This is a genomic window from Gibbsiella greigii, assembly GCF_039540155.1.
In the GTDB taxonomy this organism is placed as follows: domain Bacteria; phylum Pseudomonadota; class Gammaproteobacteria; order Enterobacterales; family Enterobacteriaceae; genus Gibbsiella; species Gibbsiella quercinecans.
In genome coordinates, this window is record NZ_BAABEM010000007.1 from 134,612 (window position 1) to 154,021 (window position 19,410).

The 19,410-nt window shown below is 56.9% G+C and carries 18 protein-coding genes, 1 pseudogene and 1 other annotated feature; of the genes and pseudogenes, 11 read left to right on the forward strand and 8 right to left on the reverse strand.

Translation table 11 applies throughout. The annotated features are described in order from the left end of the window. Nucleotides 1–25 precede the first annotated feature (25 nt). From ettA to yfiR, 4 genes are all read right to left on the reverse strand, one after another. The gene (gene ettA, locus AC559G_RS07220) at nt 26–1,693 is read right to left on the reverse strand and encodes an ABC transporter ATP-binding protein (protein WP_498912039.1); all 1,668 of its coding nucleotides are present in this window, start codon (nt 1,691–1,693) and stop codon (nt 26–28) included. A 183-nt stretch (nt 1,694–1,876) separates the two neighbouring features. Beyond that, nucleotides 1,877–2,374 (reverse strand): outer membrane lipoprotein YfiB, encoded by a 498-nt coding sequence (gene yfiB, locus AC559G_RS07225; RefSeq protein ID WP_498912040.1) that lies wholly within the window; start codon nt 2,372–2,374, stop codon nt 1,877–1,879. A gap of 33 nt (nt 2,375–2,407) precedes the next feature. Beyond that, nucleotides 2,408–3,655 (reverse strand): diguanylate cyclase, encoded by a 1,248-nt coding sequence (gene dgcN, locus AC559G_RS07230; RefSeq protein ID WP_498912041.1) that lies wholly within the window; start codon nt 3,653–3,655, stop codon nt 2,408–2,410. Further along, on the reverse strand, nt 3,652–4,251 hold the full coding sequence (yfiR, locus tag AC559G_RS07235; protein WP_498912042.1) for a YfiR family protein: 600 nt from the start codon (nt 4,249–4,251) through the stop codon (nt 3,652–3,654). Before yfiR ends, dgcN begins: the two co-directional genes overlap by 4 nt. 421 nt (nt 4,252–4,672) lie before the next feature. On the opposite strand from yfiR, the gene sltY reads away from it, so the two are divergent. Then, on the forward strand, nt 4,673–6,592 hold the full coding sequence (sltY, locus tag AC559G_RS07240) for a murein transglycosylase (RefSeq protein WP_498912187.1): 1,920 nt from the start codon (nt 4,673–4,675) through the stop codon (nt 6,590–6,592). A 54-nt stretch (nt 6,593–6,646) separates the two neighbouring features. Beyond that, nucleotides 6,647–6,979, forward strand: a complete 333-nt coding sequence (gene trpR, locus AC559G_RS07245) for a trp operon repressor (RefSeq protein ID WP_438599444.1) — start codon at nt 6,647–6,649, stop codon at nt 6,977–6,979. A 2-nt stretch (nt 6,980–6,981) separates the two neighbouring features. Here trpR and yjjX read toward each other — a convergent pair whose 3' ends face one another. Continuing rightward, nucleotides 6,982–7,524, reverse strand: coding sequence for a non-canonical purine NTP phosphatase (yjjX, locus tag AC559G_RS07250; protein WP_498912043.1), 543 nt, complete (start codon nt 7,522–7,524; stop codon nt 6,982–6,984). Nucleotides 7,525–7,730: 206 nt separating this feature from the next. Between yjjX and gpmB the strand changes: the two genes are divergently transcribed. After that, entirely contained in the window at nt 7,731–8,378 is a 648-nt protein-coding gene (gene gpmB, locus AC559G_RS07255; RefSeq protein ID WP_498912044.1) for a 2,3-diphosphoglycerate-dependent phosphoglycerate mutase GpmB, read from the forward strand. On the opposite strand, the gene robA is transcribed toward gpmB, so the two are convergent. Continuing rightward, complete coding sequence (gene robA / locus AC559G_RS07260; protein ID WP_498912045.1) at nt 8,375–9,238, reverse strand: MDR efflux pump AcrAB transcriptional activator RobA; 864 nt, start codon at nt 9,236–9,238, stop codon at nt 8,375–8,377. The genes gpmB and robA overlap by 4 nt on opposite strands. A 350-nt stretch (nt 9,239–9,588) precedes the next feature. Between robA and creA the strand changes: the two genes are divergently transcribed. Continuing rightward, a complete protein-coding gene (gene creA / locus AC559G_RS07265) occupies nt 9,589–10,068 on the forward strand; it encodes a protein CreA (protein ID WP_416261552.1) in 480 nt (159 codons plus the stop codon). Between the two features lie 54 nt (nt 10,069–10,122). Here creA and arcA read toward each other — a convergent pair whose 3' ends face one another. After that, nucleotides 10,123–10,839, reverse strand: coding sequence for a two-component system response regulator ArcA (gene arcA, locus AC559G_RS07270; protein WP_095846050.1), 717 nt, complete (start codon nt 10,837–10,839; stop codon nt 10,123–10,125). Between the two features lie 101 nt (nt 10,840–10,940). Between arcA and yjjY the strand changes: the two are divergent. The 6 genes and pseudogenes from yjjY (at nt 10,941) to thrC (ending at nt 17,205) form a co-directional block, all read left to right on the forward strand. After that, nucleotides 10,941–11,080, forward strand: a pseudogene (yjjY, locus tag AC559G_RS07275) (YjjY family protein). A 388-nt stretch (nt 11,081–11,468) separates the two neighbouring features. Further along, nucleotides 11,469–12,155 carry an RNA methyltransferase gene (locus AC559G_RS07280; RefSeq protein WP_498912046.1) on the forward strand — a complete coding sequence of 229 codons (687 nt, stop codon included), beginning with the start codon at nt 11,469–11,471 and terminating at the stop codon, nt 12,153–12,155. Nucleotides 12,156–12,368: 213 nt separating this feature from the next. Beyond that, the gene (gene thrL, locus AC559G_RS07285) at nt 12,369–12,437 is read left to right on the forward strand and encodes a thr operon leader peptide (protein WP_121525353.1); all 69 of its coding nucleotides are present in this window, start codon (nt 12,369–12,371) and stop codon (nt 12,435–12,437) included. Beyond that, nucleotides 12,376–12,494 (forward strand) — a sequence feature (Thr leader region). It overlaps the preceding gene by 62 nt. Before the next feature lie 27 nt (nt 12,495–12,521). Beyond that, nucleotides 12,522–14,981: a bifunctional aspartate kinase/homoserine dehydrogenase I gene (thrA, locus tag AC559G_RS07290; protein ID WP_498912047.1), complete on the forward strand. Its 2,460-nt coding sequence runs from the start codon at nt 12,522–12,524 to the stop codon at nt 14,979–14,981. A gap of 1 nt (nt 14,982) precedes the next feature. After that, nucleotides 14,983–15,912 (forward strand): homoserine kinase, encoded by a 930-nt coding sequence (gene thrB / locus AC559G_RS07295; RefSeq protein WP_498912048.1) that lies wholly within the window; start codon nt 14,983–14,985, stop codon nt 15,910–15,912. 3 nt (nt 15,913–15,915) lie between these two features. After that, nucleotides 15,916–17,205 carry a PALP domain-containing protein gene (gene thrC / locus AC559G_RS07300; protein WP_498912049.1) on the forward strand — a complete coding sequence of 430 codons (1,290 nt, stop codon included), beginning with the start codon at nt 15,916–15,918 and terminating at the stop codon, nt 17,203–17,205. 64 nt (nt 17,206–17,269) lie between these two features. Here the strand turns inward: thrC and yaaA are convergent, their stop codons facing one another. Continuing rightward, nucleotides 17,270–18,043 (reverse strand): YaaA family protein, encoded by a 774-nt coding sequence (gene yaaA, locus AC559G_RS07305; protein WP_498912050.1) that lies wholly within the window; start codon nt 18,041–18,043, stop codon nt 17,270–17,272. Nucleotides 18,044–18,426: 383 nt separating this feature from the next. On the opposite strand from yaaA, the gene tal reads away from it, so the two are divergent. Beyond that, nucleotides 18,427–19,380, forward strand: a complete 954-nt coding sequence (gene tal, locus AC559G_RS07310) for a transaldolase (protein ID WP_498912051.1) — start codon at nt 18,427–18,429, stop codon at nt 19,378–19,380. Nucleotides 19,381–19,410: the final 30 nt, after the last annotated feature.

Sequence of the window (19,410 nt, forward strand, 5' to 3'; positions counted from 1 at the left end):
GCGGGCTTTTTCTAAAGCAACAGGCTTATTTGGCGATCTTTTTGTACTTGATGCGTTTAGGTTCCAGCGCATCGGCGCCCAGCGTACGCTTCTTGTATTCTTCGTATTCGGTAAAGTTACCTTCGAAGAACTCAATCTTGCCTTCATCCTGATAATCCAGAATGTGCGTGGCGATACGGTCGAGGAACCAGCGGTCATGCGAGATCACCATGGCGCAGCCCGGGAACTCCAGCAGGGCGTTTTCCAAGGCGCGCAGAGTTTCAATATCCAGATCGTTGGTCGGTTCATCCAGCAACAGCATGTTGCCGCCAACCTGCAGCAGCTTGGCCAGGTGTAAACGGCCACGCTCACCGCCGGACAGTTCGCCAACCCGTTTACCCTGATCGACGCCTTTAAAGTTAAAGCGGCCGACGTAGGCGCGGCTTGGCATTTCGGTATTGCCGATGCGCATGATGTCCTGGCCGCCGGAAACTTCTTCCCACACGGTTTTGCTATTGTCCATGTTGTCGCGGAACTGATCGACGGACGCCAGCTTGACGGTATCCCCCAGCACGATGCTGCCGGAATCTGGCTGTTCTTTGCCGGACATCATGCGGAACAGCGTTGATTTACCGGCGCCGTTCGGGCCGATGATGCCGACAATCGCGCCCTTCGGTACCGAGAAGGAGAGATCGTCAATCAGCACGCGGTCACCGTAGGACTTACGCAGGTTACTGACTTCCAACACTTTATCGCCCAGGCGCGCGCCAGGTGGAATAAACAGTTCGTTGGTTTCGTTACGCTTTTGGTACTCGGTGCTGTTCAGCTCTTCAAAGCGGGCCAAACGGGCCTTGCCTTTGGACTGGCGGCCTTTAGCGCCTTGGCGTACCCACTCCAGCTCTTTTTCAATCGATTTACGGCGGGCGGCTTCGGCAGAAGCTTCCTGCGCCAGGCGCTGGTCTTTTTGCTCAAGCCATGAGGAGTAGTTGCCTTCCCATGGGATCCCTTCGCCACGGTCAAGCTCCAGGATCCAACCGGCCACGTTGTCGAGGAAGTAGCGGTCATGGGTAATCGCCACCACGGTGCCTTCAAAGTCGTGCAGGAAGCGTTCCAGCCAGGCCACGGATTCCGCATCCAGGTGGTTGGTCGGTTCATCCAGCAGCAGCATGTCCGGTTTTTCCAGCAGCAGGCGGCAGAGTGCGACGCGGCGGCGTTCGCCCCCAGAGAGGTTGGCGATTTTGGCATCCCAGTCCGGCAGGCGCAGTGCATCGGCTGCACGTTCCAATTGGGTATTCAGGTTGTGGCCGTCGTGTGCCTGGATGATCTCTTCCAGCTTGCCCTGTTCAGCCGCCAGCTTGTCGAAATCCGCGTCTTCTTCCGCATACAGCGCGTACACTTCGTCCAGGCGTTTCAACGCACCTACGACTTCAGATAGCGCCTCTTCCACCGATTCGCGCACGGTGTGTTCCAGGTTCAACTGCGGCTCCTGCGGCAGGTAGCCGATTTTGATCCCTGGTTGCGGGCGCGCCTCGCCTTCAATTTCTTTATCAATGCCGGCCATGATGCGCAGCAGCGTAGACTTACCGGCGCCATTCAGGCCCAGCACGCCGATCTTGGCGCCAGGGAAGAAACTCAGGGAGATGTTTTTCAGTATATGCCGTTTCGGCGGAACCACTTTGCCGACGCGGTGCATGGTATAGACGTATTGAGCCACGTTGCTCTGAGCCTCTCTATATCAGTTTGACAAAAATGTCTGGAGCTGAAGTGTAGCCCGTTTCAGTAACGGGGCACAGCCTAACATCTCGCGATCATGACGATATCCCGGCCAGACTTCAAGTTGCCGCCTGCCGGGAGCGCGAATTATTTTCGCCATCACGCCGCATGCGCCGGTTCATGGCTAGGGCGTGATGATGATAGCCACGCGCCGGTTTTCCGCCCGGCCGCTGGCGGTGCGGTTATCCGCGACCGGCTGGCGTTTGCCCATGCCGCGGGTGGCGATGTCGGCGCGGGGAATGCCGACGCTGGCGAGCAGATCGGCCACTTTATCGGCACGGCGTAGTGAGAGCCGATCGTTATAGCTGTCTTCGCCGTAGTTATCCGTGTGGCCATCCAGGCGGAACTGGGTAATGTTGACGCTGAGCAGCGCGCGCCCCATTTTTTCCACGATCGCCGCGCTTGCCGGCGTCAGTTCATCAACGTTATTGCCGAACAGCACTTTATTGGAAAAACCAAACTCCCAACCATTATCCGTCAGTTTGAACCCCTGGGATTGCAACAGGGCGATCTGCTCCGGCGTTAATCCCTGGTGTTTGCTTTGGCAAGCGCTCAGAAGCAACAGGGCGCTAAATAAGAGTGCCAACAATGAAAATGGCCGTATGCGTGTGTCTCTTAACATAATCAATCCCCAGGTTTTTATTTTATGGTTGTTTTATTTGCGCGTTGCGGCCTGCCAGCCCCCGTTATCAAGGCTTTTAGCCTGGTACATCATGCTATCGGCGCGCTCTAACAATGCCTGTGGCGTGGCGGCATGGTCGGGATACAGTGCAATGCCGATACTCAACGAGGTGGTGATCTTCACCCCGTTGGGCAACAAAATCGGCTGTTCCATGCTGCTGATAATGTTGTCGGCAATGCGTGTGACGTCGGCCAGTTTGTCGATCGGCGCCAACAGAACGGCAAATTCGTCGCCGCCCAGCCGTGCAACCAGGTCGCTCTCACGCAGCTGGGCGCGGATCCGCCCGGCGACCGAAACCAACACTTCATCACCGGCGGCGTGGCCGTAGGTGTCGTTCACCTCTTTGAAACGGTCGCCATCGATGAACAGCAGTGCGACTTTTTGCGGCGCTTGGTTATTGCGCAGCGTACGGCTAAGGCGCCCTTCGAAGAAGGCACGGTTTGCCAGCCCAGTCAGGCTGTCGTGGGTTGCGCGGTGGGTCAACGAGTCGTTTTCCTGTTTCAGCTTGGCTTCCCAGGCTTCCAGTTCGTCCAACAGGCCGTTGAAATCACAGCTCAGCTCATGCAGTTCGGCGATGGGCGCCGAAGGTACGCGCAGCCCGAAGGTACGGTTACTGCGCACCGCGTGGGCGACGTTGGCGATGTCGTCAAGCGAACGGACAATGCCCCGCAGCATACGGCGTGACAACACCAGCGCGCACAGGGTACTGAGCACCATACACGCGATCATTCCGCTTATCCCCCGCAGCAGAAAACGCAGCAGGCTGCTTCCGTTGCCGCTTAGGCAAACTTTACCGACCAGTTTGCCCTCATGGACGATCGGCAATGTCACCGGTTCCGGCAGCACCCAGTGGGCGACTACTTCCTCCAGGCCGTGCAGCGGGCCGTTTTGCGGGTGCAGCCAGGAAGCCAGTACCCTGTCGTTGCTATCCAGGATGTGGGCATCCAGCACCTCTTCATTCGAGGCGATCAATGCCAGCGCTTCGCGTGCGGCGTTACGGTCTTCAAACACCACGGCGGCTTCCACGGTATAGCTGATGGAGCGCGCGATCAGATGCAGGTTATGGTTGGCGTAAGCCCGCAGCGCGAACAAGGCTACTAGCGTCAGGAATACGCCCGCGGTGCATACGGCGATCAGCGCCAGCCCCAGGTTCATCCGCTGTAACACGTTGCCCAGCGTGGGGCGTGGGGCGGGCGATTGTTTTTGGCGTAATGGGCTCATAGCGGCAGCTCCGGACCCTTTGCCAGCTGTAGCACATTCGGGTGCACATGCACCCCGCTGCGCGCTAGGGCGTCCAGGTTGACTTTGAAGCTGGCGTAATCGCCGTCTATCTGCAGGCAGAAAGCGTTGCCCACGGAACATTCGCTATCATTTTCACTGATGCTGAGAATCGCGTGGCCGCTTATGCGATGGAGCAACGCCTGTTGCTGGCTGGCGCTGATCTTCCCCAGGTAAATCACATCGCATTGGCCAGGCAGAAACTGGCTGTTTAACGGCATGAGTACCGTTTTGATAGGCCGGGGGGCCGTGAGCAGTACGGGATCGAACAGCCGCTCGGCGTATTGTGGGTTGGCGGTGATGCACAGGCGAATCGGGTTAGGCTCAACGGGCCAGCGGGTATAGCTGATGATGCCGATCACCACCGTGGCGACGGAATGCGTGCGTTTTTGATAAAGCTCGTTGGTGCCAGGGCGCGCCTGGCCAGACAATGACAACAGCGCAATCAGCACGACGATGAGTTGGCGAAAAAACCGGAAGCGTGCGGCGCCCTGCCTTGCGGTGGAAACCCGTAGTGGGGAAGTGGTTACTCTTTTCATCAGCCATCCTGGTCAACTGGCCCCAACGCGTTGCAGCCGTATAACAATAAAAAATTCGGCTCAGTTGACGTGATCAAGCACAATGTCGTTTGCGCGCAACCGCATAACGGTATCAATACTCTCTGAACCAAACAGGCGCGGATTGTATTATAAGCGGTATCTGATGTGCGCTTTTTGTGCTGCTTTCTAGGATTAATCTTAGCTATTTTTCATCTTTTCACGCTGTCTCAAGAAGATACTTTCGCCAGTGGCCGGCAAAAGGGGGCGCCAGCGTAAACTTCGGCTACATTAATGAATGGATAAGCGATTGTGTTGTCTATGTTAGGCTGTGCTTCGGCTACGCAGGCACGGCGGTGTGTGGCTTTCACAGGGCTGGGCCGCGGGGAAGAAAACCAATGAGGATAAAGTAGGTATGGTCAAGGTGGACAAGTGGCGGCGTTGGGCGGTTGGGCTGTGCCTGGCGGCGCTTTCAAGCGCCGTATGGGCTGATTCGCTGGATGCCCAGCGCCAGCGTTATCTGCAGATCAAGCAGGCATGGGATAGCAATCAGATGGATGTTGTGCAGCAACTGATGCCGACGCTGCAAGATTATCCGCTTTATCCGTATCTGGAATATCGCCAACTGACGCAGAATCTGAGCACCGTTGGCGTTTCCGAGGTCAGCGCCTTTATCAAGCAGCACCCAACGCTGCCGCCGGCGCGTTCGCTGGCGCCCCGCTTTGTCAACGAACTGGCCCGGCGCGGCGATTGGGCCGCGCTGCTGGCGTTCAGCCCGCAGGAGCCGAAACCTATTGCCGCCCGTTGTAACTACTATTATGCAAAATGGGCCACCGGTGACCAGCAGGCCGCCTGGGCGGGGGCCGATAATATCTGGCTCACCGGCAAGCCATTGCCGGGGGCTTGCGACAGGCTGTTTGGCGTGTGGCAGGCGGCGGGTAAACAGACCCCGCTAACCACCTTGGCGCGGATGAAGCTGGCGCTGGAAGATGGCGATGCCAAACTGGTCAACACGCTGGCCCGGCAACTGCCTGATGACTACCGCACGATGGGGGATGCGCTGGTCACCCTGCAAAACGATCCCACCTCGGTGGAGGGCTTTGCCCGCCGCGTCGGCCCGACCGATTTTACCCGCTCGGCTACCCGTATCGTGTTTACCCGCCTGGCGCGGCAGGATGTGGAAAATGCCCGTGCCATGCTGCCCACGTTGGTTCGGTTGCAGAAAATGAGCGACAGCGAAAAGCTGGCGCTGGAGGAAGTCGTCGCATGGCGCCTGATGGGCAATGACGCCACCGGCGAGCAGGCGCAATGGCGCGATCGGGTTATTCTGCGCAGCCAGTCGCCGCAGTTGCTGGAGCGGCGCGTGCGCATGGCGCTGGGCGCTGGCGACCGGCAGGGGTTACGAACCTGGCTGGCGCGCTTGCCGGAAGAATCACGTAATAAAGATGAATGGCGCTACTGGCGTGCAAGCGTGATGCTGGAAGACGGCGATCGCACTCAGGGTGAAGAGATGCTGCGGCGTTTGGTTAACGATCGTGGTTTCTACCCGATGGTGGCCGCACAAAAGCTTGGCGTTCAGTATCCGGTGATGGTGGCTATCGCCGCCAAGCCGCGTACGGCGTTGGTCAGCGGCCCCGAGGTTGCCCGGGTGCGTGAACTGATGTACTGGAATATGGATAACCTGGCGCGCAGCGAGTGGGGCGGTTTTGTCGCCAGCCGCAGTCGGCCGGAGCAAGAGGCGCTGGCGCGTTATGCCTTTGAGCAGCACTGGGCCGATCTCAGCGTGCAGGCGACGATTGTGGGTAAATTATGGGATAACCTTGAAGAGCGCTTCCCGATGGCCTGGGCGCGTGAGTTCCGCCAGGCGACCGACGATAAGGGGATTACGCAGAGCTATGCGATGGCGATCGCCCGCCAGGAAAGCGCCTGGAACCCAAAAGCGCAATCGCCGGTGGGGGCCGCCGGCCTGATGCAGGTGATGCCGCGCACGGCGCAGCATACGGTGCAGATGAGTAACATCCCAGGGTATTCCAGCCCGAGTCAACTGTTTGATCCGCAAACTAATATTGCCATTGGCACCAGCTATCTGGAGTATGTGTACCAGCAGTTCGGCCGCAACCGTATCCTGTCTTCGGCGGCATACAACGCCGGCCCGTCGCGGGTAAATACCTGGTTGGGCAACAGCGCGGGGCGGATTGACGCGGTAGCGTTCATTGAGAGTATTCCGTTTTCGGAAACCCGCTCTTATGTCAAAAATGTCCTGGCGTATGATGCTTTCTACCGCTATTTCATGCATCAACCGGTAAAAGTGCTGACCGATGCCGAATGGCAGCGGCGTTATTGATTTTGACAGCGCTATGGTATGCTGCTGTACTCGTTAAATAGTATGGTGGCTGCCATGACGCAAGTATCGCGTAACGATCCCGCTCTTTCAGAACACGGCAACGAAGACTGGCAGCACTTTATTGCGCTGCTGCAGGGGGCGTTTGAACGGGATTTGCATCAACCGCTGCTGCAGTTGTTGTTGACGCCGGATGAGCGTACCGCACTGGGTACGCGCTTGCGGATTATTCAGGAACTGATGCGCGGCAAGATGAGCCAGCGCGAGCTGAAGAATGAACTTGGCACCGGGATCGCCACCATCACGCGCGGCTCCAATAGCCTGAAGGCGGCTTCCCCGGCGCTGAAACAGTGGCTGGAGCAGCAGTTGCTCGGTGATGCGCCCGAGTAACCCTATTGGGTAAGGCGCCCGGTGTGATGCTGTTGGTAAATCGGGTTGTGGAATGGCACCAGTGCCAACAGCAGGGCCTGATAATAAACGCTGGAGCGGCTTAAACGCCCGTTGGTAAACACGCCGATGGCGCCGCCCTGCCGTTTTACGTCGCTGTTTCCGGTCAGCGCCGCCATTTCATTTCCCAGTTCGCTCCCTGCCCGGATCCCTTGTAAAATAGTTTCCGGCAGCATCAGGCTGGCAGAGCGTGATTCGCCGCGGGTATGCGGGTTTTCTACCACCATCCAGGCAAAGGTCATGTTCTCTTCGATCCCGGCTTCCACGCCCACCCAGAAGTCGGCTTCCGGCCGGACCTGGCGCGCTTCCATCACGCGCTGGCGTGCGCCGGTGCGGGTTTCTACGTTGCCGATAGGCTGCAGCGATACGCCGCTGGCGACGTCGACGGATTCAATGCGGCACTGTTCTGCGCCAAAAGTGTCGGCAAAGGCCTGCTGGATGGCCTTGATCTTTGCCGGGTTGGTAGTTGCAGCGACAACATGGTACATAGCGGGTCTGGCATCCTTAAAGTGAGGCCGCAGCGTTTCTGCGGATGAGCGCGGTAGGCGCCCATGAATGCAGATACAAGCTACGGGCCGGGAAGTTTGGCTCAGCCAAACGGGTTGCAGCCTGAAGCGTTCTCCGATGCGCCGGGGTTACCGCGGGCGCCGGCAAAAACAAACACAAATTTCACGCAGTATAACGGAAAACAACAATGTTACAGGTATACCTTGTTCGCCACGGCGAAACGGAATGGAACGTTGCCCGCCGTATCCAGGGCCAGTCCGATAGCCCGCTGACCGCGGCGGGTGAACATCAGGCCCACCTGGTTGCCAGGCGCGTCAGTAAAGAAGGCATTACGCACGTTATCACCAGCGATCTGGGCCGCACCCGCCGCACCGCGCAGATTATTGCCGATGCCTGCGGTTGTGAGGTGATTGACGATGCGCGCCTGCGCGAGCTGCATATGGGCGTTCTGGAAGAGCGCCTGATCGACGGCCTGTCGCCGGAAGAAGAAGGCTGGCGTAAACAGATGGTTGATGGTACTGCTGATGGCCGCATCCCTCAAGGTGAATCGATGGTGGAGCTGGGCGCACGCATGCGTGCTGCGCTGGACAGTTGCCTGTCGCTGCCGGCAAACAGCAGGCCGGTGCTGGTCAGCCACGGCATCGCCCTGGGCTGCCTGATCAGCACTGTGCTCGGGCTGCCGCCCTACGCCGAGCGGCGCCTGCGGCTGCGCAACTGTTCGCTGTCGCGCATCGATCACCAGCAAAGCGCGTGGCTGGCGGCCGGGTGGATCGTCGAAACCGCGGGCGATGTCTCGCATTTGGATATGCCCGCGTTGGACGAACTACAGCGCTAGCGGCGGATCGGGATCAGGTATTCGCACTCCACTTCTTTGTGCGGTGAATTGCGCTCGCCTTTTGGGTAAAAACGTTCAATATCGTGGCCCTTGCGGCGCGTTAGCTTCAGCGCCGGCAAGCAGGTGCCGTAGAGCGTTAGGATAAAATCCTGCAGGCCGTCGGTGGGCCCTTTGTAACGGAACAGCACGTATTCGCCGCCCTGCAGGATCAGCGGCTGGCCTTCCTGCACGTGATCCGACAGATAGCGTGGCTCCATTGCCGTGGTGTAGAGCACTTCCTGCTCGTCGTCTTTTTCCTGGCTGGGATGGGCGTGATGCAGCCCGTAAAGCACCGGCGGCAGCGTCTTGGCCTCGCCAAGATATTGGCGCCAGAACTGCATGCGCAGTTCGCTGCGGAAGCTGGATATTTGCTCCAACGTGCAGGAATAGCTCTGCGTCAGGCCGATCAGGTGCTGTTCCGGCAGCGTGATGTACTCCGGCTGCGGCAGGGTAAACGCGCCCAGGCGGATCGGCGGGCAAATACCGAACGCGCTCCAGTCCTCGGCCCGGCGGTACAGGGCCGGCGTCTGCGCAAACTGCTTCTTGAAGGCGCGGGTAAAGGTTTGTTGCGAATCAAAGCGATATTGCAAGGCAATATCCAAAATCGGCCGGCTGGTTAAACGCAGTGCCACGGCCGCTTTGGAGAGTCTCCTGGCCCGGATATAAGCGCCGATGGCGTTACCGGTAATATCTTTGAACATCCGTTGAAGATGCCATTTCGAATAACCCGCTTTTGCCGCCACGTTATCCAGCGATAAAGGTTGGTCCAAATGGCTTTCCAGCCAGCTTAGTAAATCACGAATGATACCGGCTTGATCCATAGATCTTCCTCGTAAAACTTTTTTAGGGTAAAAACCCAAACTGTTTATTCATTACGCGGGTGCCTGTGCTCGTTGGGCATGTCCATAGCCGTCGGAGTGGTGCACGCTTTGCCGTGGGTACGTACGTTGCGCAATGCACTGAGTTGGAGTGCGCCCAACCGCAGGCGCAAAAATAACGATGCCGCATAATAGCAATTTTTTCCATCCGCGACTGCCAAAGATTTTTTCCGTGGGCTGTGATAAAAAGGGGCCGACTGAGCCAGAGCATTCCCCGCTTTGCGCCTGCCGGTTCTCTTCGTGCGGCGCCGGGCCAACGGTTTGCCCGTGTGAATATTATGGGAGTTAAGTAAATGAATAAGGGATGGTTATTGCTATTAGGCCTTGCCTGCGCAGCGGTAAATAGCGCTCAGGCAGAGCAGATAGGATCGGTGGATACGGTATTTAAACTGTTTGGCCCAGACCACAAAATCGTGGTGGAAGCCTTCGACGATCCGGATGTCAAAAATGTAACTTGTTATATCAGCAGGGCAAAAACCGGCGGGATCAAGGGAGGCCTGGGGCTGGCTGAAGATACTGCCGACGCGGCGATTTCCTGTTCACAGGTTGGGCCGATTGCGCTGAACGATAAGATTAAAAACGGTAAGGATCAGGGCAGCGTGGTGTTCCAAAAACGCACGTCGCTGGTGTTTAAAAAGCTGCAGGTTGTGCGTTTTTACGACGAACAACGCAATGCGCTGGTGTACCTGACCTATTCAGACAAGGTTGTGGATGGATCGCCGAAGAATGCGATCAGTGCCGTGCCCATTATCCCCTGGGGTGAAAACCGCTAAAGCAATACCGCCGGGAGCGGCGTAAGCGGCTCCCGGGGTGGCGAAACAGGCGGTTTACTCTTCCAGATCGCCGCAGAAGCGGTAACCTTCGCCGTGGATCGTGGCGATGATTTCCGGGGTATCCGGCGTTGATTCAAAATGCTTGCGGATACGGCGGATGGTCACATCAACGGTGCGGTCGTGCGGTTTCAGTTCGCGGCCGGTCATTTTCTTCAGCAGTTCGCCACGGGTTTGGATCTTGCCCGGGTTCTCACAGAAGTGCAGCATGGCGCGGAATTCACTGCGCGGCAGCTTGTACTGCTCGCCTGCAGGGCTGACCAGCGAACGACTGTTGATGTCCAGTTCCCAACCGTTGAATTTGTAGCTTTCAACCAGTTTGCGCTCTTCGCCAGTGCTGTTCAGGTTCATGGTGCGCGACAGCAGGTTGCGGGCGCGAATGGTCAGTTCGCGTGGGTTGAACGGCTTGGTGATATAGTCATCGGCGCCGATCTCCAGGCCGAGGATTTTATCCACCTCGTTGTCACGGCCGGTCAGGAACATCAGTGCGACGCTGGCTTGTTCACGAAGTTCGCGCGCCAACAACAGGCCGTTTTTGCCTGGCAGGTTGATGTCCATAATGACCAGATTGATATCATTTTCAGACAGAATGTTGTGCATTTCTGCACCATCATTGGCTTCATGAACGATGTAGCCTTCCGCCTCAAAAATGCTCTTCAGGGTGTTACGAGTAACTACCTCGTCTTCGACAATCAGAATGTGCGGGGTCTGCATATTTGCTACCTAAAATTGCCAACAAAATAGAAAATAGGAAGTACAGAAGTCTTTGTTTTTTTAACCAAGGGCAGAGATAGCGCTCGGATCCCTCTTACCAAATGACTAAAGTACGTAAACTCGTTCTTGATGCACTTTCCATCAATGTCAACAAGATCGCTAGCTAGGTGGGGATGTTATTCCCTATAACCCCAAAGGTGCCAAAACGGCGCATATCCTAACCCTATTAACAGCAATATAACAGTGTGTGACGAAATCATCACCCAACAAAACTACGGTTTGTTGACATATATCAAATTCAATTGTAGCACGTTAACAGATTTGTGAAAAACACTTACAGGAATGCCACCTTATGCCACAGAATAACAAATTCTCTGAACGATTCAGCAATATTATCGTTAATAATGCTCAGTTAGGGCATAATGCGAAATCTAAATTTATATGCTATTGATTTTAATTGATAAAAATAATAAATGATTTATTTTTGCCGATTATTGGTTATTCCTGGCTCAACCACGTTATTTGATGCCGAACATTAGCGCTGCTTTATGTGATGTTGTTTTTTTGTAAAATTAATAAGCGATTTTGTATAGCCTGGATATTATCCTACCTGATTTTCTGGAGTGTTGATGCAGTTTCATATTGTTCTGGTGGAGCCGGCACGGCCGGAAAACGTCGGCGCGGCAGCGCGGGCGATGAAAACCATGGGGTTTAGCTCGCTGCGGATTGTTAACAGCGAAGCCCACTTGCAACCGGCGGCGGGCTGGGTGGCGCATGGTTCGGGCGATATCCTTGATAAAGCACAGTGTTACCCAAGCCTGGAGGCCGCACTGGCCGGCGTGGATTTCACCGTCGCCACCACCGCGCGCAGCCGGGCGCGCTTTCACTATTACTGTACGCCGCAGGAATTGTCGCAGGTGATGGCGGAGCGGCAAGGCTGGGTCCAGCAGGCTGCGCTGGTGTTCGGCCGTGAAGACTCTGGCCTAAGCAACGAAGAGCTGGCGTTGGCGGATCTGCTGACCGGTGTGCCGATGCAGGCAGATTATCCCTCGCTTAACCTTGGTCAGGCCGTGATGGTGTATTGCTACCAACTTGCACAACTGATGAATGTGGCCGCGCCATCAGAGCCGAGCGCCGACGTGGGGCAACTTTCGGCGTTGCGCCAGCGCGCCGAGCGACTATTGCAGTGCCTGGAAGTGGCCGATGACCAAAAATTGCGCGATTGGCTGCATCAACGGCTGGGGAGCCTCCAGCAGCGGGATACGGTGATGTTGCACCGATTATTGCACGACATAGAAAAAAAACTGGCGAAGTGATTCTCGTGTGGAATCGCATTTTGCTGGTGATATAGTCCATGAAACCCTATGAGCATCTGATTTTTATCCTGCTTTTTTTGCATTTTTGTTGTTATCTCCACTGAATCGGCCTGTGCGTGCCGAATAAACAAAAACGCGAAATAATTTGACTTGGCGGGCCGATTGCTTTAACCAATAGAGGGGACAGAGTTTCTAATGAGACAGACAGAACAGATGCGCTATATCAGCCTGAACACCACAATTATTACCACCACCGGTACCATTGGTAACGGGGCGGGCTGACGCGTACAGGAAACACTAGAAAAAAGCCCGCGCCTAACCAGTGCGGGCTTTTTTTTCGGCTTAAATTCGGGAGATAAACGAAAAATGCGAGTGCTGAAATTTGGCGGAACCTCGGTGGCGAATGCGGAACGTTTTTTGCGCGTTGCCGATATTATGGAAAATAATGCCCGTCAGGGCCAGGTGGCCACGGTCTTGTCCGCGCCCGCTAAAATCACCAATCACCTGGTGGCAATGATTGATAAAACAGTAGCCGGGCAAGATATTCAGCCGCACATGAGCGACGCAGAGCGCATCTTCGCCGAACTGTTGAGCGGGTTGGCGCAGGCGCTTCCCGGTTTTGAGTACGATCGTTTGAAAGCATTGGTGGATCAGGAATTTGCTCAGCTAAAACACGTGCTGCATGGCGTGGCGCTGCTCGGGCAGTGCCCGGACGGCGTGAATGCCGGCATCATCTGCCGCGGTGAAAAGCTGTCTATTGCCATCATGGAAGGGGTTTTCAAAGCCAAGGGCTACCCGGTGACGGTGATCAACCCGGTAGAAAAACTGCTGGCGCAGGGCAGTTATATGGAGTCTACCGTCGACATCGCCGAATCCACCCGGCGGATCGCCGCGGCCGCTATCCCCGCCGACCACATCGTACTGATGGCCGGCTTTACCGCGGGCAATGACAAAGGCGAGCTGGTGGTGCTGGGGCGCAACGGCTCTGACTACTCGGCGGCTGTGCTGGCAGCCTGTCTGCGTGCCGACTGTTGCGAGATCTGGACCGACGTCGACGGCGTTTATACCTGCGATCCGCGCACGGTGCCGGATGCCAGGTTACTGAAGTCGATGTCGTATCAGGAGGCCATGGAGCTTTCCTATTTCGGCGCCAAAGTTCTTCACCCCCGCACCATCACCCCGATTGCCCAGTTCCAAATTCCTTGCCTGATTAAAAACACCTCCAACCCACAAGCCCCCGGCACGCTCATCGGCGCGGAATGTCAGGATCCGGATATGCCGGTAAAAGGCATCACCAATCTGAACAATATGGCGATGATCAATGTCTCCGGGCCGGGTATGAAAGGAATGGTGGGCATGGCCGCCCGCGTGTTCGCCGTGATGTCGCGCGCCGGGATCTCGGTGGTGCTGATCACCCAATCCTCTTCGGAATACAGCATCAGTTTCTGTGTGCCGCAAAACGAGCTGCAGCGGGCGCGCCGCGCGCTGGAAGACGAATTCTTCCTGGAGTTGAAAGATGGGCTGCTGGAGCCGCTGGACGTGATGGAAGGCCTGGCGATCATCTCGGTGGTGGGCGACGGCATGCGCACCCTGCGCGGCATCTCGGCCCGCTTCTTCTCCGCGTTGGCGCGCGCCAACATCAATATCGTCGCTATCGCCCAGGGCTCTTCCGAGCGCTCCATTTCGGTGGTGGTCAGCAACGATGCCGTGACCACCGGCGTGCGCGTTAGCCACCAAATGCTATTCAATACCGATCAGGTGATTGAAGTGTTTGTGATCGGCGTTGGCGGCGTGGGTGGCGCGTTGATTGAGCAAATCTATCGTCAGCAGCCGTGGTTGAAGCAAAAACATATCGATCTGCGCGTCTGCGGTATCGCCAACTCGCGCGCAATGTTGACCAATGTGCACGGGATTTCCCTGGATGGCTGGCGCGATGGGCTGGCGCAGGCGAAAGAGCCGTTCAACCTGGGCCACCTGATTCGCCTGGTGAAAGAGTATCATCTGCTCAACCCGGTGATTGTCGACTGTACCTCAAGCCAGGCGGTGGCGGATCAGTATGCCGATTTCCTGGCCGACGGTTTCCACGTGGTGACGCCAAACAAAAAGGCCAACACCTCGTCGATGAATTATTATCAGCAACTGCGCAGCGCCGCGGCGGGTTCACGCCGCAAATTCCTGTACGACACCAACGTCGGCGCCGGTTTGCCGGTTATCGAGAACATGCAGAACCTGTTGAACGCCGGTGATGAGCTGGTGCGTTTTTCTGGTATTCTGTCCGGTTCTCTGTCGTTTATTTTCGGTAAGCTGGACGAAGGCATGTCGCTGTCTGCCGCCACGCTGCAGGCGAAAGCCAATGGTTATACCGAGCCGGATCCGCGTGACGATCTGTCCGGGATGGACGTGGCGCGCAAACTGCTGATCCTGGCGCGCGAAGCCGGCTACAAGCTGGAGCTGGACGATATCGACGTAGAGTCCGTATTACCGCCTTCCTTTGACTCGACCGGGGATGTCGACACCTTCCTGGCGCGCTTGCCGGAACTGGACGGCGAATATGCGCGCCGCGTGGCCGCCGCCAGCGCCGAAGGCAAAGTACTGCGCTATGTCGGGGTGATCGAAGAGGGGCGCTGCCAGGTGCGAATTGATGCGGTCGACGGTAACGATCCATTGTATAAAGTGAAAAACGGCGAAAATGCCTTGGCTTTCTATAGCCGCTACTATCAGCCGTTGCCGCTGGTATTGCGTGGCTATGGCGCCGGTAATGATGTGACCGCGGCAGGGGTATTTGCCGATCTGTTGCGCACATTGTCATGGAAGTTAGGAGTTTAATATGGTTAAGGTGTATGCCCCGGCCTCAATTGGCAACGTTAGCGTCGGTTTTGATGTGCTGGGTGCGGCGGTTTCACCGATTGATGGCACGTTGCTGGGGGATTGCGTCAGCGTTGAAGCGGCAGACGCGTTCAGCCTGGAAAACGCCGGGCGTTTCGTCAGCAAACTGCCGGACGATCCGAAAGAAAACATTGTGTACCAATGCTGGGAGCGTTTCTGCCAGGCTATCGGCCGCGACGTGCCGGTAGCCATGCGGCTGGAAAAAAACATGCCGATCGGCTCTGGCCTTGGCTCCAGCGCCTGCTCGGTGGTCGCCGGCCTGATGGCCATGAACGAATTCTGCGATCGCCCGTTGGATAAAATGGCCCTGCTTGGGCTGATGGGTGAGTTGGAAGGGCGCATTTCCGGCAGCGTGCACTATGACAACGTGGCGCCATGCTATCTGGGCGGTTTGCAGCTGATGCTGGAAGAAGACGGCTTTATCAGCCAGCAAGTGCCCTGTTTTAATGATTGGCTGTGGGTGATGGCCTATCCGGGCATTAAGGTGTCGACGGCCGAAGCGCGCGCGATCCTGCCCGCACAGTATCGCCGCCAGGATTGCATCAGCCACGGGCGCTACCTGGCGGGCTTTATCCACGCTTGCCATACCCAGCAGCCGCGTTTGGCGGCCAAGCTGATGCAGGATGTGATTGCCGAGCCGTACCGTACCCGCTTGTTGCCGGGCTTTGCCGAAGCGCGCAAGGCCGCTCAGGGCATCGGCGCACTGGCGTGCGGCATTTCCGGCTCCGGTCCGACGCTGTTCGCGGTCTGCGACGGTGGCGCTACGGCGCAGCGGATGGCCGACTGGCTGAAAAATAATTATCTGCAAAACGACGAAGGTTTTGTTCATATTTGCCGTCTGGATACCGCAGGCGCACGACAACTGGGATAACGCATGAAACTCTATAACCTTAAGGATCATAACGAACAGGTCAGCTTTGCACAGGCGATCAAACAAGGCTTGGGTAAACAGCAGGGGCTGTTCTTTCCGCTGGAACTGCCGGAATTTGAACTGACCGAGATCGATCGCCTGCTCGAACAGGATTTTGTTACCCGCAGTGCGCGTATCCTGTCGGCGTTTATCGGCGATGAAATCAGCGAAGACGCGCTGTACAAACGTGTTAAGGCGGCGTTTGAATTCCCGGCACCGGTCGCGCCGGTAGAAGCAGACGTTGCCTGCCTGGAGCTGTTCCACGGGCCGACGCTGGCGTTCAAAGACTTCGGCGGCCGTTTTATGGCGCAGATGCTGGCGGAAGTGGCCGGCGATCAGCCCGTCACCATTCTGACCGCCACGTCCGGCGACACCGGTGCGGCGGTGGCGCATGCGTTTTACGGCCTGAAAAACGTGCGCGTCGTGATCCTGTACCCACAGGGCAAAATTAGCCCGCTGCAAGAAAAACTGTTCTGTACACTGGGTGGCAATATTCAGACCGTGGCGATCGACGGCGATTTTGATGCCTGCCAGGCGCTGGTGAAACAAGCGTTTGACGATCAGGAACTGAAAGATGCCCTGCACCTCAACTCGGCCAACTCCATCAACATCAGCCGCCTGCTGGCGCAGATCTGCTACTACTTTGAAGCGGTAGCGCAACTGCCGCAGGAAGCCCGTAATCAGTTGGTGGTGTCGGTGCCAAGCGGCAACTTCGGCGATCTGACTGCTGGCCTGCTGGCGAAGTCTCTGGGCCTGCCGGTGAAACGCTTTATCGCCGCCACCAACGCCAATGATACCGTTCCGCGCTTCCTGGCCAACGGCCAGTGGCAGCCGCATGCCACGGTGGCTACGCTGTCGAACGCCATGGACGTTAGCCAGCCGAACAACTGGCCGCGGGTGGAAGAACTGTTCCGCCGCAAAGACTGGCAGCTGAAAGATCTGGCCTATGCCGCGGTTAGCGATGACACCACCAAAGAAACGATGAATGCGTTGGCGGCGCTGGGCTACATTTCCGAGCCGCACGCGGCGATCGCTTATCGCGCGCTGCGTGATCAACTGCAGGACGGGGAGTTTGGTCTATTCCTGGGCACCGCGCACCCGGCGAAGTTCAAGGAGAGCGTAGAAGCGATTCTCGGCCAGGAACTGCCGTTGCCAAATGCATTGGCGGTGCGGGCGAATCTGCCGTTGTTGTCGCATACGCTGCCGGCTGATTTTGCCGGGCTGCGTAAGTTCCTGCTGGCGCTGCCGGCCTGATGGGCAACTGGGCGGCGCATTGGCCGCCCGGATACGTTCTGGCAAACAGGCTGGGCCCGATGGCTTACTGCTCCGGGCGTTTGAACACCAGCTCATTGCCTTGCGAGCTGGCTTCATCAAAGGCATATCCTTCAAGGTTAAAGTCGGCCAGTTGTTCGGCTTTGGTCAGGCGGTTTTTGATGATGAAACGGCTCATCAGCCCGCGGGCCTTCTTGGCATAGAAGCTGATCACTTTATATTTGCCGTTTTTCTCATCCAGGAAGACCGGTTTAATCAGGCTGCCGTGCAGGCCGGCCGTTTTGACTGACTTGAAGTATTCATCCGAAGCCAGATTCACCACCACGTCATCCCCTTGCTGTTCCAGCGTCTGGTTCAGTTTTTCGGTAATGGTATTCCCCCAGAAGCTGTAGAGATCCTTACCCTGTGGGTTTGCCAGCTTGATCCCCATTTCCAGCCGGTAGGGCATCATCAGATCCAGCGGGCGCAGCACGCCATACAGGCCGGAAAGCATCCGCAGGTGCTGCTGGGCAAAGTCAAAATCCTCTTCGCTGAAATCCTGCGCCTGCAGGCCGGTGTAGACATCGCCTTTAAACGCCAGCAGTGCCTGGCGCGCATTCTGCTGGGTGAATTTAGGCTGCCAATCGTGGAAACGTGCGGCGTTTAACCCGGCCAGTTTGTCACTGATCCCCATCAGGCTGGAGATTTGCGCCGGGGTCAGTTCGCGGCAGATGGCGATCAGCGCCTGCGATTTATCCAACAGTTCGGGTTGGGTAAAGCGTTCGGTTGCCAGCGGGCTGTCGTAGTCGAGCGTTTTAGCAGGGGAAATAATAATCAGCATGGCCAGATCCTGTTAATCAATGTGAGGTTACTGTAGCAAAAAGTGTGGAAAAAAGGGGCAATAGGTTTGATAGGGGGCATGATGGGAATACCGGCGACGGAACGGGAAAATCGGGCGGTTTTCATGGCATTGCGTTTTCCTTGCCTGTTGGGCGGCGTTTCCGGCGCCGGGAACCGGGGTTTTATTCCTGCGGCGCGGCGGATTTTTTTATGCTTAATTGGTGCCAGTTCGTGGCGTAAACGGTTGCCATCGCAGGGATAAATTCCTTCCAACCGGGCCCGGGCTTTCCGGCCTTGCGCCGGGCTTTGCGCATGTTATTATCAGGTGAAGGCAAGGTTGTATAGTGCCCCCAGTTCATGCACAAACGATGAGATAATACTAACATGACCGATAAATTAACTTCCCTACGCCAGCTCACTACGGTGGTTGCGGATACGGGTGATATCGCCGCGATGAAGCTGTATCAACCGCAAGACGCTACCACCAACCCTTCGCTGATCCTCAACGCAGCCCAAATTCCTGAATACCGCAAACTGATCGATGAAGCCATTGCCTGGGCGCGCGAGCAAAGCAGCGATCGCGAGCAGCAGATCGCCGACGCCGCCGATAAGCTGGCGGTCAACATTGGCCTGGAAATTCTGAAACTGGTGCCCGGCCGTATTTCCACCGAAGTGGACGCGCGCCTGTCTTATGACACCGAAGCTAGCGTGGCCAAGGCCAACCGCCTGATTAAACTGTATAACGAAGCCGGTATCAGCAACGATCGTATTTTGATCAAGCTGGCCTCTACCTGGCAGGGGATCCGCGCGGCAGAGCAACTGGAAAAAGCCGGCATCAACTGTAACCTGACGCTGCTGTTCTCCTTCGCGCAGGCGCGCGCGTGCGCAGAAGCCGGCGTTTACCTGATTTCGCCGTTTGTTGGCCGTATCCTCGATTGGTACAAAGCCAATGGCGATCAGAAAGAGTTCGCACCGCAGGAAGATCCGGGTGTGGTTTCCGTCACTCAGATTTATCAGTACTACAAGCAGCATGGCTACCAAACCGTAGTGATGGGCGCCAGTTTCCGCAACCTGGGCGAAATTATCGAACTGGCCGGCTGCGATCGCCTGACCATTGCGCCTGCGCTGTTAAAAGAACTGGCGGAAAGCGAAGGCCCGCTGGAGCGCAAACTGTCTTACACCGGTGAAGTGAAGGCGCGCCCTGCGCCGCTGACCGAATCCGAGTTCTATTGGCAGCACAACCTGGATCCGATGGCGGTGGAAAAACTGACCGACGGCATCCGCAAGTTTGCCGTCGACCAGGGAAAACTGGAAAAAATGATCGCCGATCTGCTGTAATGGGCGGGGGGCAGCCGCTGTGCGGCTGCC